This is a genomic window from uncultured Actinobacillus sp. (genome assembly GCF_945915845.1).
GTDB lineage: Bacteria > Pseudomonadota > Gammaproteobacteria > Enterobacterales > Pasteurellaceae > Exercitatus.
The window spans coordinates 35,879-52,138 of sequence record NZ_CAMEFX010000003.1; the positions used below are offsets into that span (position 1 = coordinate 35,879).

The window sequence follows — 16,260 nt, forward strand, 5'->3', positions numbered from 1 at the left end:
TAGGAAGATATCAAGTTTGTTCCAAATGTGGTTGGAAAAACCCAATGGTAGAACACAGCGATTGCTTACAATTTTATTATGCAGAATGCCCAAGATGTAAAAGTGAGTTACATTGGCAAAAAGCAAATAGTATTCAACATAAAATAGAATCTTTTATGAAATTATTTAAACGATAACATCTTTAATTCAAATAAGGCCTTAATAATATATGAAATCCAGACAAAAAAACTCAAACAACAAACAACCTAACATTAAGAATTATTCTATTGAAGAGCTAAAAGGCTATAGAGATGCTTTAGTATCCTCTTTAGATAAACAATGCCAATTATTAGATGAAATCCAGAACTCTGATTTTATAAAAGATAATGATAAAACCAAAATACTAACGAAAGGTAAAATTGATGAGTTCTTGCATATTCTCAAGGGAGAAATAAAAAAACTGGAACACTTTGATGTAGTTCTTGCCGTTGTTGGTACAATGAAAGCGGGTAAATCAACTACAATTAATGCTATTATTGGTCGTGAAATCTTACCTAATCGCAATCGCCCAATGACAGCATTACCAACATTAATTCGTCATACACCAAATCAAAAAGATCCTTTACTATCTTTTAAAAATCCAGATCTAAATAAATTTATTGAACAACTTAAAACATTATTAGAAGAAAATCCACAATGGGAAAAAGATCCAGAAATTGATAGTAGTACTGAGCTAAAAGAAATTATAAAAACCATTAAAGCTAACCAATTTTCATTTAAAGAGAAATATGAAGGTGAAAAAAACATATTTGAATTTTTAAAATCTCTTAATGATCTTGTTAGACTTTCAGGAATTTTACATTCTATTGTAAAAGAAGAATATTCAAATAATAAAATCATAGTAGAACCAGAAAAAGTTCAATTTCCTTATAATGAATATCGCAATATCGATCAATTACCAGTTATTGATATTGAATTTTCTCACTTGGAAAATTCGGAAGGACGATTAATTTTATTAGATACACCAGGACCAAATGAAGCGGGGCAAGAACATCTTAAAACAATGATGATAGAACAGCTTGAGCGTAGTTCTGCAGTATTAATTATCTTAGATTATACACAATTAAAATCAGAAGCTGAAAAAGGAATTAGAGATGAACTCGCTCAGATTCCAACAATAAAAAAAGAACGTTTATTTGCTTTAGTTAATAAATTTGATCAAAAAAATGCTAATAGCGATAATGAAGAGGATACGAAAGATTTAATTTTTAATGATTTATTAAAAAATCGCATTAATAACGAAAATATTTTTACTATTTCATCGCAACGTGGTTTTTTAGCAAATAAAATGAAACATGAAATTGCTAAACATAATAAAAAACCAGAACTTATTACAGATTCTTGGATAGAAGACTTTGCTAAAAAAGCTTTTGGAGAAGAGTTTAATGATGATTGGCTAGAAGCAAGTACAACAAAAATTGAGAAAAAAGCGAATACAATGCTTGAAAAAAGTGGGATAAATAAAGCTATTGAAAAAGCAATTACTCAAACCCATCGAGAAGCACCTACTATTGCAATAAAAACAACACTAGCAAAAATTAAAAATACAATTGAAGAAGCTATTACTAATTTTACTGAAATACATAGTAAAGTTATAGATTTAACGGAGGAAGAACTTCAAGCCATTAAAAATAGTATTGAAAAATTGAAGACTGAAAACGAAGAACTTAAAAATTTAGGCAGAAGCGCAGAGGATACTCTAAAAAAGTTAAGAGAAAAAGAAGTACTAAACGTTGCAAAGGCTATTACAAGTTTAGAAACCGAAATAAAAAATCATATAAATAAAATGTTCACTGCAAGTCGGGATAATTTAATGAGTGCTCATACTTGTCGCACTGGCTTTTTACAATTGGAAAAAACTAATAAGTCCATAGAGGAATTATTAAAAAAATATCCAGGTGAAATAATCCTTTCCTCCTCTACTGCAGTAAATGAGTTTATAAAAGCTATAAATAATTATTATGATGAACTTGTAAAAAAAGCAAAAGATATTGCTTTGGAAAACATCAATACAGGAACTGAAAAGGTAAAAGAAGAAATATCTATATTTGAAGAAAACTGTCGATTGAAGTTTAATTCTATTCAGGCAGAATTTAAAACAAATGATATTAATATTTCATTAACATTACCTACATTTAACGAATTTAACCATAATGCTGTGAAATCTATTAGCTTTACCGATCCTTTCAAAAAAGAATACGAGACCTATAAGGTCGAAAGTTCCGGTATGATGGGAACAGTAAAACGTGGATTGGGGTGGCTTTTGGGTTCTATAGGCATGAATAATGATTTGGGATATGAAGAAAAAACTAAAGAGTTTTTTAAAACCAAAAAATCAGATATTCAGGCTCGTATGATTTCTGATTTAAACACCATTATTTACGATATAAAGAAAGAAACAGCCAATATCTTTAGCGCATTTAGCGACAATTTTATTGCTAATTATGTTGATAAAGTAAGAGAATTAGCTGATTCTGTTATTTTGGAATTAGAATATGCGATGCTTAAACAGAGCAAAGAAGAAAATATAAAAATATCTTATAAAGACAAAATTAACGATTTCAAAATACGTAATGAACAAATTAAAGAAGATATTGACGCAATTTATAATAAATTTCCAACAGAGTAAAATATTGGGATGTGTTAATGAATTTAAATATTTTAGATAAAACAAAAGAACTATTTCCCTATACTACAGATAAAATGGTGGTTGATTTTATTAATGGGATTTATGTTGCAAAAGAACTAAACCAGCAAAAAACTCGCAGAATAGAGATTCTAGATAATATAATGGCTGAAATATCTGGTAAAAACAGACTAGAACAAGCAATGATTAATGGTAATTTAATTGGTGAACTAGACGCTTGCAAACATCTCATTCTTGACTTACAAAAAAATGCTGAGCAACATTCAAGAGCCATTGAATATGTAATTCAGAGACTTTCTACAGCAGAAGAAGTCATTGAGAAGTTTTACCAAGAATTTGCTGATTTTAAAACTCAGGTCAATAATGAGCTAAAAGAAATTAAAGGTCATTTAAAAGACTTACATTTCAAAATTAACAGTAATGAAATTATAGGTACTCTTTTTGATCGATGGGACGCTGATGGCTTAATACAATTTTCGCCAATGGCTCGGTGCTATTATGTGCTAGACTATATTTACTGGAGTGGAGTCCAAATTAACAAAGATAATCTTATAGATAAATTGGTTAAGAATTTGAAGAACGATTTAGGAACAGATCGTTATAAAGATATTCCATTAAATATGTGGCTAGAAATTGATGGTTCGTTAGAAGCAGAAGAACAAAAGTTATTACGTTTTCAAGGAGATTGGACATTTAAAGCCCCTGAATCATATAGCAACGCATTTGTTGCCACACAGTGGCAACATTTAGATGAAAGAAATAGGGAAAAATATAAATCCATTCCTTGCTATATGATTGATATAAATCGCGTTACTAAACGTATGGTTGATGAAGTACTTACAAGGAGAAGATTATGTCTAAATTAGGTTTAGTTCTTTCTGGCGGTGGTGCAAAAGGTGCATATCAAGTTGGAGTAATGAAAGCATTACAAGAACTTGGAATGACGCAAATTGATGCGATTTCTGGTGCAAGTATTGGAGCGTTAAACGGAGCCGTTTTGGCTTCGGCTCCATCTATAACTGAAGGGATTTCTCGTTTAGAACAACTCTGGCAAAAATTAGTGGAAATCGAACCGCTACAACAAGATATTTCTTTTAAAAAGAAGCTGCAACCCAGTTTTACCTATTTAACTTTGTTAGCGTCTGCCGGTTTAACAATAAGCACCCCGTTTCTGTCATTACTTAATGATGTTTTTTTGGATAAGGAGATAGAGTTTTCATTTTTCTCAGATAAGCCATTAAAAGATATGATGGATAAATTTCTAGATATGGAACAATTACAGCAGTCTATTCCCCTTTATGTTTCAGTCTATAACAGAGGAGAAGATAAAAATATAGAAGTATTATGGGATATAGTAAAAGCTGAATTACTAGGTATAGAAAATAAAGGTTCTGAATTTAAACATATACAATCGTTACCTGAAAGCTGTCAAAAAGAGATGTTATTGGCATCAGCGGCTATTCCTTTTGCTTTCCAAAGTCGCCAAGATTTTAAAGGTTCATTATATCTAGACGGTGGTATTGGAGGATTTATCAGAAATCAAGGAAATACACCAATAACCCCTTTAATTAAAGACGGCTATGAGTATATTATTGTTACACATTTAGCAAATGGCTCACTTTGGAATCGCTATGATTTTCCTGAAGTAAAGTGTTTGGAGATTAGACCTAATTCAAAACTAGATATGGGATTTTTGGCAATGTTTGATTTTAGTGAAAATAAAATTCAAGCTTTGCAACAAATGGGATACGAGGATACATTGGAGCAAGTCGGCAAGGTTCATCAGTTTATGGATAGTTTAACTAGCATGCGAAAAGCTAGTCAAAGTCTAGAAGAAAAACTAAATACATTCAAAAATAGCGAAGATAGAATGAAATCGCTTTTAGCAAAACTGAAAAGTTAAAAAAATTTTTCCCTTTGGACATTTACTATATTTTACGGAGCGATATTTAATGACATTAGAAGAAAAGTTAGCTAATCTTGACAAACTTTATAATAAAAATAAAAAGCAATTTAATGATAATTTTAGACTTAAAATTTATCGTGCAATTAGTTGGTTAACTCAAGCTAATAGACTTGATGATTTAGATCATAAATTTATTACATTATGGATCTCATTTAATGCTGCCTATGCAAAAGATTTACAAATCACCCGAACAGGGGATAAAAGTACATTTTTACAATTTTTGAAGAAAATCTGTAGCAATGATAATGAAAATTTATTCCATGAATTAATTTGGGAAAAACATTCTCAAAATATTATTGATTTATTAGAAAATAAATTTACCTTTCAACCTTTTTGGGATTATCACAATGCTATGATTACTAAAGAAGAGTGGCTTACTGAATTTACAAAGGAACAAAATCGAGTTATTAAAGCTATAACATCAAAGAGAACTATTTCTATTCTAATAGCAATTTTCACACATTTATACACAATAAGAAATCAAGTATTACATGGTGGTTCTACTTTTAATAGTGGTGTAAATCGAAAACAAATAAAAGATGGTTGTGATTTACTCTCTAATTTTATTCCACCAATCCTAGAAATTATGATGAAAAACCATAATGAACTTGACTGGGGAAGACCATTCTATCCTTATATTAAAGAATAAACTATTCATTAGGTATATAGAAAATTAATATTCTATATACCTATATTAGTTAGTAATATTATTTCTCAAAATCAGAAGAATATCTTTTAAAAAGCTCATAAAAGGCTCGCATATTATTTAGCTCAGTCCACGATTTCGCTTCTTTAACAGGAATTGTATCTAAATTGTAAATTTTAGTGTGTTTCATTGCTAGTACAAAAGGAGAATGTGTCGCTATAATAAATTGGCAATGATAAAAACGAGCAGAATCTTCTATATATTGTGCTAATTCTAGCTGTCTTTCAGAGGATAAGCTATTTTCTGGTTCATCAAGTAAATAAAGTGCATTTTCTTCAATTCTTTGAATAAAATACCGAAATGCACTCTCTCCATTAGAATTGGCTTTAATATTATTTTCTAAACGTTGTTTTATATATGTTGATTGGCTCACCCTTACGCTTTTTATTTCCTTCAATTTTTTGCTATCTTCTTCAAAATTATCCAAGCTAAAACCTTTGATCTTTTTAAGATTCCCATTTTTATCAAATTTTTTCTTATTATATTCTTCAAATAACAATTCTCTTTTTATATCAATACCATCATTAATTGCCCTAAGATCCAACATAAAATCAAAAACATCATCACTTGTTATAATTTGGCTCTGTCTCGGTATAAAGTTACTCTCATAATTACATAAATCAATATAGTTATCAAAAAAGCTGGTGCGATTAAAAGAAGATTTTCTGTTTAATTTTAACTTTTCTGCTATTATATTTAATAAGGTTGTTTTACCGCTTCCATTACCACCATATAAAATAGTAATAGGTGAAAAAGTTAAACTACTCAAATGTTTTAATGGAAAGATCTTAAAAGGATAATATGATGTATAACAGGTTCTCTTAATACTATCAATAAAAGATTCTTCTTTATATTCACTTGGAAATTCAAACTTTTCTAGATACATAATTATCTCCAATATAATCACTAAATTATTTGAGATTGTATCAAATGATGATGACAGGTTGTGTCATATGAGTGTTTTCTTATTGGCATAGTTTTTGACAGCTTAGCAACAAATACTTAATTAAAGCAGAAATGGGAGTTAGTGAGCTCGTCGAACCATAAGGCATTTCAGCGTTGCACACAAGACTTACGTTTCGACAAGCTCAACGACCGTCTTGTGTAACTGCTGCATAATATCAGCCCAACGTAAAAGTGCGGTAAAATTCACCGCACTTTGAGGCGTTATTTACGACTCGCCTTTCAACTTCAAGCGCAATAATCTTGCGATATTAGTCGCACTTGAGATGAGGTTCTCTTTTCCTTTTGCTAGCGTGGCTTCAAGCGTACCAAGGTTGCGGATAATCGGGAAGACGGCATCAATGCCGTATTGATAAACTACTTGATAATCCTCTCGTAAGCAGCCCACAATAGCAATAACAGGTTTATTAAATTGTTTTGCTGTGCGTGCAACGCCGACAGGGGTTTTGCCAGCAATGCTTTGTGCATCCATTCGACCTTCACCTGTGATCACTAGGTCAGCATCTTTAATATGCTCAGATAATTTTGTCGCCTCAATAATAATTTGTACGCCTGCTTTCAGTTGAGTATTAGGAAGCAATAACAGACCACCGCCCATACCACCAGCCGCCCCTGCCCCCGGTTTGTCCGCAATAGCAATGCCGAGTTGTTGTTCAACTTTGTGGGCAAAATGAGCAAGTCCATTGTCTAATTCGGTGACCATAGTTGGCGTTGCGCCTTTTTGTGGGCCAAAAATCGCGGAGGCACCAGTCTCACCACAAAGTGGATTATTCACATCGCAAGCCACTTCAATAATAATCTGATTCAAACGTGGATCGAGGTTTTCTGTTGAGATCTGTGCAATATCTGCTAAGGCTCCACCGCCCCAACCAATTTCTTGTCCTTGATTATCTTTAAAAGAAAGCCCTAAGGCTTGTAGCATTCCTACTCCGCCATCATTGGTTGCACTCCCCCCAATGCCGAGTAGAATTTTTTTCACACCAAGATCTAAGGCTTTTTTAATGAGTTCACCTGTACCATAACTAGTGGTTTTGAGCGGATTGCGCTGCGCCGGGGGAACTAAATGTAAGCCTGAAGCAGCTGCCATTTCGATAAAAGCGGTTTGCTTATCCCCTGAAATCCCTAAAAATCCTGTTGTTTGATTACCTAAGGGGGCTGTGACCGGTACTTCGATCAATCTCCCTTCTGTTGCGTCAATCAAGGATTGGACTGAACCTTCCCCACCATCCGCCATAGGAACTTTGACATATTCGGCATTAGGGTAAATAACTTTAAAGCCTGTTTCGATTGCGTTAGCCACTTCTAATGCGGTTAAACTTTCTTTAAAAGAATCCGGAGCGATGACAATTTTCATTTCTACATCCCAATTATGATTGAATTTTTGTTATTATTTCATAGATTTATGAAATATAAAGTGATTTTTATCACAAAAATCACATCCAGCGAATTTATTTCCCTATGATACAGACCATTTCCTGAAAATATGCTATGATCTGCCACTCATTTTAGTTTATAGACTCGTTGTCATGATGAATATTCGTTGGAATCTTGTTTTAGCTGTCATTACCTTAGGGCTACTCGCTTGGTTTTATTCGCTAAATCAAGATAATGAAAAATTAACCCATTTAATTAAACCGCCTGAACATCCTGAATATATTGGGCAAAAAATGGAGACGGTTGTATTCTCGCCTAGTGGGGAAAAGCAATATATTGCGTTGTCCGATAAAGTGGAGCATTTTACTCTTGATGGTCACACGGATTTTACTCAACCTGTTGTCTATGTGTTGGATATGCCGATTAGTAAAGATAAGGTTCAAGATAGCACACAAAGCGCGGATAAAAATCAAGTTGAAAGTTGGAAACTAACGGCTGATAAAGCCACATTGACTAAAGACAATATGTTGAATTTAGAAGGTCATGTTATCGCTCAAAGTTTGCTTGAAACCTCAAAATTACAGCGTATTGAAACGGAAAGTGCCGTGATAAATTTAACCACGCAAGACATTACATCCGATAAAATGGTGACGATTAATGGACAAAATCTCACCAGCACAGGTCTAAAATTAACAGGTAACTTAAAACAACAAATTGCCACATTAAAAGAACAGGTAAAAACCCATTATGAAATCCAAAAATAGCATTTTACTTGCAACAACATTAATGCTAGTTTCGCTTTCAGCCGCGGCATTAAAAGAGGATACTAATCAACCTATCAATATTGTTTCCGATAATCAATCTTTAGATATGGAAAACAATGTGGTGACATTTTTAGATAATGTGGTCATTACGCAGGGGTCGATTTTGATTAAAGCCAATAAAGTGATCATTACGCGCCCACCAGAGGGGTCTAAACAAAAAGAAACCGTTGAAGCCTTTGGTAACCCCGTGACATTCCATCAACTTTTGGATGATGGGAAACCTGTTGATGGTAAAGCAAGCAAAGTGCACTACGATCTTGGAAAAGAGTTTCTCACTTTAACGGGAAACGCGGAATTAAAACAGTTAGACAGTAATATTAATGGCGATGTCATTACCTATGATGTGAAAAAACAACAACTTAATGCTTCTAGCCTAGCCAATTCTCGCGTCAAAACCGTGCTAGTTCCAAACCAACTTAATGACAAAAAGAAAAAATAGGATTATCTAATATGTCAGTGCTTTATGCAGAACACTTAGCGAAAAGCTATAAAACACGTCAAGTGGTATCGGATGTAAGCTTTACCGTACGATCAAATGAAATTGTCGGCTTACTTGGCCCCAATGGAGCAGGTAAAACGACTTCTTTCTATATGGTTGTTGGACTGGTGCGTCACGATCAAGGCACAATTCGTATCGATGATGAAGATATTAGCTTATTGCCAATGCATAATCGTGCGCAAAAAGGCGTGGGTTATTTACCGCAAGAAGCCTCCATTTTCCGTCATTTAAGTGTTTACGATAATCTTATGGCGGTATTGGAAATTCGTAAAGATCTGACACCTGAACAACGCCATGATCGTGCTGAAGAATTAATCGAAGAATTTAATATAGGACATATTCGCAATAGCATGGGACAAGCTTTATCAGGGGGGGAACGCCGCCGCGTGGAAATTGCACGTGCCTTAGCCGCAAATCCTAAATTTATTTTATTAGATGAACCGTTTGCTGGTGTTGACCCGATTTCCGTGATTGATATAAAAAAAATCATTAAAGACTTGCGTGACCGCGGTTTAGGAGTATTAATCACCGACCATAACGTTCGCGAAACCTTAGATGTGTGCGAACGCGCTTATATTGTTAGCGCAGGAAAAATGATTGCGACAGGTACACCTGATGAAGTGATGAATGATGAACATGTTAAACAAGTTTATCTTGGGGATGAATTTAAACTGTAAGTTATGAAATTTACCACGCTCTTAACCCCTGAAAATATTCGTCAAGGTATGGTTTACTCGAGCAAAAAAACAATGTTTGAAGCCATTAGTCGCCTTGCTGAGAAACAGATTATACAAGGGGAGTTTTCAAATTCTCTGTGCTTTTCTGGCTTATTTAACCGTGAAAAATTAGGCTGTACAGGACTGGGAAATGGCGTAGCAATGCCTAGAGCCAAATTACCTGCCGGCAACCAACCTATCGCAATTTTTTTACAATTAAGCGAACCCCTTGATTATGATGCAGCAGATAAACGTGATGTGGATTTGATCTTAGCGGTGCTCATTCCTGAAGATTGTTGCGGTCAATACATTGCAATACTGGAAGAATTATCGCAACGTCTGACAGAAAAAAGTTTATGTAAACAATTGCGTGCAGCACAAAGTGCGGATGAAATTTGGCAAATTTTTGAATTTGCTGATCAGCATTATGGCGAACAAATTGAACTTCCCATTGAACAGGATTAAGTTATGGAACTCATTATTATTAGTGGACGCTCAGGCGCAGGAAAATCCGTAGCATTACGCGCCTTAGAAGATATTGGGTATTATTGTGTAGATAATCTTCCTATCGATTTATTACCGCAGCTCGCTGATATTCTATCCCAAACACATAATGCCGCAGCAATTAGCTTAGATATTCGTAACCTCCCCCATTCAACAGAAACCCTCAATGGCGTTTTAAATCAAGTGAGCACCCAACATCAAATTAAGATCATTTTCTTAGATACGGATCGAAGCACACTTATTCGCCGCTATAGCGATTCACGCCGTTTACATCCCTTATCTGTGAAAGATTTATCCCTTGAAGCCGCTATTGATGCAGAGCGCGACCAACTTGAACCATTGGTTCAACACGCCAATTTAATCATAGATACAGGTGTGCTTTCGACCCATGAATTAGCCGAACGTTTACGTGAATTCTTACGAGGTCAGTCCGATAAAGAACTCAAAATTATCGTAGAATCCTTCGGATTTAAATACGGTTTACCTCTTGATGCAGACTATGTTTTTGATGTACGTTTCTTGCCTAATCCTCACTGGAACCCTGCATTACGTCCGATGACCGGTTTAGAACAGCCGGTGATCGATTTCCTATCCAAACACGAAGATGTAGGAAATTTTATTTATAAAACAAGAAATTACATTGAAACCTGGCTGCCCATGTTAGAACAAAATAACCGTAGCTATTTGACCATTGCGATCGGTTGCACAGGTGGAAAACACCGCTCTGTGTATATTGCTCAACAACTGGGTGAATATTTCCAAGCAAAAGGTAAGAATGTTAAAATTCAACATAAGTCATTGGAAAAACATAAGAAATCTAATTAAATACAATAACAGTTGTACAAGACGTTCGTTGAGTTTATCGAAATGCCGGTCTTGTGCAATCAGGCTGGAATGGCTTATGGTTCGACAAACTCACCAACCGCCATTTCAGCTTTCGTCATTCATATTCAACAGATCTTCCAAGAAAAACTCACTATTCGTATCGTTCACTTTTCTTTATATTTTCGTCGATATGTAAATCTAGGTAGCATTTCTTTCGCAGGAATTTCCTGTTCCTGATAATCAAATACCGGAAAGCCCCAACTAAAGTAAATAGCCAACAAGCGGATAATAAAACCAATAATTAATGTCACAAAAATCGCTATATTTAGTGACACCCCAACTTTCAGCAAACCGATATAAAGGCACGCTGTCAAAAAAGCGATAACCGCATAAAGTTCTTTCTGAAAAATCAATGGGATACGATTACACAAAATATCACGCAAAACGCCGCCAAATGCACCGGTTAGAATTGCCGCAATACTCGAAATAATAAGCCCATGCCCCATGTCTAAAGCAATTTGGGTACCTAAAATGGAAAACAAAATTAATCCGAATCCATCTAAGACAAGAAAACTTGTGCGAAATGAGCGGTTAAAATGTGTAATTAACGGTGCAATCAAAACTGTTAGCACAGCAACAATAGCAACGATGACCACCCAATGTGGGTTCGCCACAAAACTGAGCGGATAATTGCCTAATACAATATCACGCATCACACCGCCACCAAGCGCCGGCATAAAAGCAATGACGATCACACCGAAAATATCCATCTTCTCTCGACCGGCTGATAATGCCCCGGTCATCGCTTCCACGACCAAACCGATATAAAAAAGCACTTCTAATAACATACTAATGAATCTCAATGATCTGACTAATAACAATCCCATCCGCAAATCGTGTTTTCAATTTTGCATTTGTCTGAATTTGTGACACACTCGTTAACGCTTTACCTTGCTCATTTTCTGCAATGGAATAGCCTCGGGATAAGACTTTTAATGGACTTAACCCATCTAATTTAGCACATAAATTAGCCAACTGATGCTGCCTTTTATTCAAACTGTTTTTTAAAGCAAAATCTAACCGCACTTGAAGTTGTGACACATATTGCCCTTGCTTTTGTACTTGATGAGGCAATGGATTATTTGCTAAACGTGCAGAAAGTGCGGTTAATTGATAATGATGTTTATCCATTAGGCGTTGCATTGCATTCTGTAAACGTTGCTTTAATTGTGCAGTTTTTTGGCTTTGTGCCTGTAATTGCATTTGTGGATGCTGACGTTGTAACCGACGCTCAAGCTGTTGTAAGGCTTGATATTTCCCCCCTAAATAACGATCTATCGCCATATCTAAATGTTGCATTTTATGGGTTAATTGCTGCAACAACTCCTCTTGGTTACGGCTCACTAATTCTGCCGCAGCAGAAGGTGTTGGCGCACGTACATCTGCCACAAAATCTGCAATGGTGACATCAGTTTCATGTCCCACTGCACTAATAATCGGAATATGGGAATTAAAAATTGCGCGTGCAACCTGTTCTTCGTTGAAACACCATAAATCTTCTAAGGAACCACCGCCTCGTCCTACAATCAATACATCCACTTCCTGACGCACATTTGCCAACGCGATCATGTGTGCAATTTCCGCTGTCGCCTCGTTGCCCTGTACCGCCGTTGGGTAAATAATCACGCGCAAACTTGGATCTCGGCGTTTCAAGATATGCAAAATATCTTGCAATGCCGCACCGGTTGGAGACGTCACAATGCCAACCGTTTTACAAAAGTGCGGTAAATTTTTCTTAAGATTTTGCGCAAAAAGCCCTTCTGCAGCTAATTTCATTTTTAGCTGCTCAAACCGTTGTTGCAATAACCCTTCGCCTGCAGGATGCATCGCATCAATAATAATTTGATAATCTCCACGAGGCTCATACAAACTCACTGCCGCACGCACCAAGACTTGCATGCCATTTTGCGGACGAAAACTCACACGCACGTTTTTCATACGAAACATCGCGGCTCGCACTTGTGCATTTTCGTCTTTCAGAGTCAAATACCAATGCCCTGAAACAGGTTGGCTAAAATTAGAAATTTCCCCCGTTAACCACACTTGTCCTAGCTGCCCTTCTAGCAACATTTTTGCATCATGGTTTAATTGAGAAACAGAATAAATATTGGTGTTATCCATAAATTTCTCAAAAAAAAAGGCGAGCCAAGCTCGCCTGAAACCTTATTCGACTGTGACTGATGTAATCACAACATCTTCCACAGGCACATCTTGGTGGAAGCCTTTATTGCCTGTTTTCACGCCTTTGATTTTATCCACTACATCCATGCCTTCAACGACTTCGCCGAATACCGCATAACCCCATTCTTGCACCACGGTTTTACCAAACATTTCTTTTGAACGATGATCTAAGAAATTATTATCTGCTACGTTGATGAAGAATTGCGCGGTGGCTGAATGTGGATCAGAGGTACGCGCCATAGCAATGGTGCCGCGTTTATTGCTTAAACCATTGTTTGCTTCATTTTGGATCGGGGCCTGAGTAGCTTTTTCGCGTAAACCCGCTTCCATACCGCCACCTTGAATCATAAATCCATCAATTACACGGTGGAAAATTGTGTTATTATAAAAACCTGATTTACAGTAATCTTCAAAGTTTTTTGCCGTTACCGGTGCTTTTTCGTGGTTCAACGCGATTTTAATATCGCCTAAACTGGTATGTAATGTAATCATTATTTTTCCTTTCTTTTGAGAGTAAATTTCGGCTTGCATTATTCCATAAAAACCGAATTAGTGCTATAAAGTGCGGTCAGATTTCACAGAATTTTAACGGAATAATTATGTTAAAAATTTTCAACACCCTAACTCGCGAAAAAGAAGAATTTAAACCTATTAACCCAAATCAAGTGGGTATGTATGTCTGTGGCGTGACCGTTTATGATTTATGCCATTTCGGTCACGGACGCACCTTTGTGTCCTTTGATGTGATTACTCGTTACTTACGCTATCTTGGCTACAACTTGCGTTATGTGCGCAATATCACCGATGTAGATGACAAAATCATTAAACGTGCATTGGAAAATAACGAAACTTGCGATGAATTAGTCAACCGCATGATTGCGGAAATGCACAAAGATTTTGATGCGTTAAATATTCAACGTCCTGATGTAGAACCGCGTGCTACCCAACATATTGGCGAAATTATCGCAATGGTAGAAAGCCTTATCGCACGAAAACACGCTTATGTGGCGGAAGATGGCGATGTGATGTTTGATGTGGAATCTTTCCAAAAATACGGCGCACTTTCACGCCAAAATTTAGAACAATTACAAGCGGGCGCGCGCGTTGAAATTAAATCGGTGAAGAAAAACCCAATGGATTTCGTATTGTGGAAAATGTCAAAACCTAATGAACCGAGTTGGGACAGTCCTTGGGGAAAAGGTCGCCCGGGTTGGCACATTGAATGTTCGGCAATGAACAGCAAAGAACTGGGCAACCATTTCGATATCCACGGCGGCGGTTCAGACTTAATGTTCCCGCACCATGAAAACGAAATCGCGCAATCTTGCTGCGCCCATGACGGCGAATACGTTAACTATTGGTTACACACAGGAATGTTGACGATTAACGAAGAAAAAATGTCAAAATCCTTGAATAACTTTTTCACTATTCGAGATATTTTGACCAAATATGACGCAGAAAGCGTACGCTATTTCTTCTTAACCGCACAATATCGTAGCCTGTTAGATTACAGTGAAGAAAATATTGGCTTGGCACGCAAAGCCTTAGAGCGTTTATACACCGCACTTCGTGGTTGTGAGTTAGTCGAACTTGGCGCAGATGATCAATATGTGACAGATTTCAAAACCGCCATGGACGATGATTTCAATACACCGGGCGCATTAGCGGTATTATTCGAATTAGCGCGCGAAATCAACAAATTAAAAACGGAAGATCAAAGCAAAGCCAACTTGCTTGCAAGCCGTTTAAAACAATTAGCAGGCGTATTAGGTTTATTAGAACAAGATCCTGAAGCCTTCCTACAAGGTAATGCGGCGGATGATGAGGTGTCTAAAATCGAAGCCTTGATCAAACAACGCAATGATGCGCGCGCGGCTAAAGACTGGGCTGCCGCAGATGCCGCACGCGATGCCTTAAAAGAAATGGGTGTGGTATTAGAAGATGGCGCCGGTGGGACGACTTGGCGTAAACTTTAATTGCGAGTCATCACATAAAAGTGCGGTGAATGTGACCGCACTTTTTTATTTGATATAACCATTTGTTCTAAAAATTTGTATTTTGAATATTGAAATCAACACGCTTATGTTGTTAAATCATTAATAAATTTAGGTGTTTATTTTCGGGGCAATTTATGTGTCAATTACTCGGCATGAACTGTAATGTGCCAACAGATATTGTGTTTTCATTTGAAGGCTTCCGCCGCCGTGCAGGTTTAACTGATACGCACTCTGACGGTTTTGGTATTGCATTTTTTGAAGGAAAAGGCGTACGAATTTTTCGCGATGAAAAACCGGCTGCAGTCTCTGCTGTGGCGGATTGTGTAAAACAATATAATATCAAGTCACTCAATGTGATTGCGCATATTCGTAAAGCGACACAAGGCGATGTCAGCATTGTCAATACCCACCCTTTTATTCGCGAAATTTGGGGTGAAAATTGGGTATTTGCCCATAATGGCAATTTAAAAGCCTTACCTGATTTATCAGGTTGTTATTGTCGCCCTATTGGTGATACAGACTCTGAAGCTGCATTTTGCTACATTGCAGATCAACTCAAAAAACGCTATTGCCAGAAACCGACAGAAGATGAAATCTTTGCGGTAGTACAAGAGCTAACCAAACAACTTGCTCAATACGGTACATTTAACTTCATTTTATCTAATGGCGAATGGATGATTGCCCATTGTTCCACCAATCTTCACTACATCACCCGCCAAGCTCCCTTTGGTAAAGTACAGCGTGTGGATGATGACGGTGTGATTGATTTCACCCACTACACCACAGAGGCGGATAAAGTCTCACTGATTACCACTTTTCCACTCACCCAAAATGAAACTTGGACGAAAATGGAACATGGCGGCTTTGTATTCTTTAAAGATGGCGAAAAAATTCGTGAAGTTTTAGGAGTGAAAAAAGAATTAGGCAATGATGGTACATTGGGTTGTGCAAAACAGTAG

16 protein-coding genes are annotated in these 16,260 nt (G+C 36.3%); 11 read left to right on the forward strand and 5 right to left on the reverse strand.

The annotated features are described in order from the left end of the window. Window positions 1–208 precede the first annotated feature (208 nt). Genes Q0O89_RS01780 through Q0O89_RS01795 form a run of 4 tightly spaced genes read left to right on the forward strand, consistent with a single transcriptional unit; the run spans window position 209 to window position 5,301 of the window. Window positions 209–2,668, forward strand: coding sequence for a dynamin family protein (locus Q0O89_RS01780; RefSeq protein ID WP_293730076.1), 2,460 nt, complete (start codon window positions 209–211; stop codon window positions 2,666–2,668). A gap of 17 nt (window positions 2,669–2,685) precedes the next feature. Further along, window positions 2,686–3,552, forward strand: a complete 867-nt coding sequence (locus Q0O89_RS01785; RefSeq protein ID WP_293730077.1) for a diguanylate cyclase regulator RdcB family protein — start codon at window positions 2,686–2,688, stop codon at window positions 3,550–3,552. After that, a complete protein-coding gene (locus Q0O89_RS01790) occupies window positions 3,540–4,589 on the forward strand; it encodes a patatin-like phospholipase family protein (RefSeq protein WP_293730078.1) in 1,050 nt (349 codons plus the stop codon). The genes Q0O89_RS01785 and Q0O89_RS01790 overlap by 13 nt, the downstream gene beginning before the upstream one ends. A 49-nt stretch (window positions 4,590–4,638) precedes the next feature. After that, on the forward strand, window positions 4,639–5,301 hold the full coding sequence (locus Q0O89_RS01795) for a HEPN domain-containing protein (protein WP_293730079.1): 663 nt from the start codon (window positions 4,639–4,641) through the stop codon (window positions 5,299–5,301). 58 nt (window positions 5,302–5,359) lie between these two features. Here the strand turns inward: Q0O89_RS01795 and Q0O89_RS01800 are convergent, their stop codons facing one another. Then, window positions 5,360–6,244 (reverse strand): AAA family ATPase, encoded by an 885-nt coding sequence (locus Q0O89_RS01800; protein ID WP_293730080.1) that lies wholly within the window; start codon window positions 6,242–6,244, stop codon window positions 5,360–5,362. Window positions 6,245–6,529: 285 nt separating this feature from the next. Next, the gene (locus Q0O89_RS01805; protein WP_293730081.1) at window positions 6,530–7,675 is read right to left on the reverse strand and encodes a glycerate kinase; all 1,146 of its coding nucleotides are present in this window, start codon (window positions 7,673–7,675) and stop codon (window positions 6,530–6,532) included. Window positions 7,676–7,850: 175 nt separating this feature from the next. Here Q0O89_RS01805 and lptC point away from each other — a divergent pair, with 175 nt between their 5' ends. Genes lptC through rapZ form a run of 5 tightly spaced genes read left to right on the forward strand, consistent with a single transcriptional unit; the run spans window position 7,851 to window position 11,063 of the window. Next, the gene (gene lptC, locus Q0O89_RS01810; protein ID WP_293730143.1) at window positions 7,851–8,459 is read left to right on the forward strand and encodes an LPS export ABC transporter periplasmic protein LptC; all 609 of its coding nucleotides are present in this window, start codon (window positions 7,851–7,853) and stop codon (window positions 8,457–8,459) included. Then, the gene (gene lptA / locus Q0O89_RS01815; RefSeq protein ID WP_293730082.1) at window positions 8,443–8,958 is read left to right on the forward strand and encodes a lipopolysaccharide ABC transporter substrate-binding protein LptA; all 516 of its coding nucleotides are present in this window, start codon (window positions 8,443–8,445) and stop codon (window positions 8,956–8,958) included. Before lptC ends, lptA begins: the two co-directional genes overlap by 17 nt. Before the next feature lie 11 nt (window positions 8,959–8,969). Continuing rightward, window positions 8,970–9,695, forward strand: a complete 726-nt coding sequence (gene lptB / locus Q0O89_RS01820; protein ID WP_293730083.1) for an LPS export ABC transporter ATP-binding protein — start codon at window positions 8,970–8,972, stop codon at window positions 9,693–9,695. Between the two features lie 3 nt (window positions 9,696–9,698). Continuing rightward, on the forward strand, window positions 9,699–10,199 hold the full coding sequence (ptsN, locus tag Q0O89_RS01825; protein ID WP_293730084.1) for a PTS IIA-like nitrogen regulatory protein PtsN: 501 nt from the start codon (window positions 9,699–9,701) through the stop codon (window positions 10,197–10,199). Window positions 10,200–10,202: 3 nt separating this feature from the next. Beyond that, window positions 10,203–11,063, forward strand: a complete 861-nt coding sequence (rapZ, locus tag Q0O89_RS01830; RefSeq protein ID WP_293730085.1) for an RNase adapter RapZ — start codon at window positions 10,203–10,205, stop codon at window positions 11,061–11,063. A gap of 164 nt (window positions 11,064–11,227) precedes the next feature. Here the strand turns inward: rapZ and Q0O89_RS01835 are convergent, their stop codons facing one another. From Q0O89_RS01835 to Q0O89_RS01845, 3 genes are read right to left on the reverse strand one after another with little or no spacing between them, the layout of a single operon-like run. Next, the gene (locus Q0O89_RS01835; protein WP_293730086.1) at window positions 11,228–11,911 is read right to left on the reverse strand and encodes a trimeric intracellular cation channel family protein; all 684 of its coding nucleotides are present in this window, start codon (window positions 11,909–11,911) and stop codon (window positions 11,228–11,230) included. 1 nt (window position 11,912) lies between these two features. Next, window positions 11,913–13,244, reverse strand: a complete 1,332-nt coding sequence (xseA, locus tag Q0O89_RS01840) for an exodeoxyribonuclease VII large subunit (protein WP_293730087.1) — start codon at window positions 13,242–13,244, stop codon at window positions 11,913–11,915. 42 nt (window positions 13,245–13,286) lie between these two features. Next, entirely contained in the window at window positions 13,287–13,796 is a 510-nt protein-coding gene (locus tag Q0O89_RS01845) for a peptidylprolyl isomerase (RefSeq protein ID WP_293730088.1), read from the reverse strand. 107 nt (window positions 13,797–13,903) lie between these two features. Here Q0O89_RS01845 and cysS point away from each other — a divergent pair, with 107 nt between their 5' ends. Both cysS and Q0O89_RS01855 read left to right on the forward strand, forming a co-directional pair. Next, window positions 13,904–15,280, forward strand: coding sequence for a cysteine--tRNA ligase (gene cysS, locus Q0O89_RS01850; protein ID WP_293730089.1), 1,377 nt, complete (start codon window positions 13,904–13,906; stop codon window positions 15,278–15,280). Window positions 15,281–15,435: 155 nt separating this feature from the next. Next, complete coding sequence (locus Q0O89_RS01855) at window positions 15,436–16,260, forward strand: class II glutamine amidotransferase (RefSeq protein ID WP_293730090.1); 825 nt, start codon at window positions 15,436–15,438, stop codon at window positions 16,258–16,260.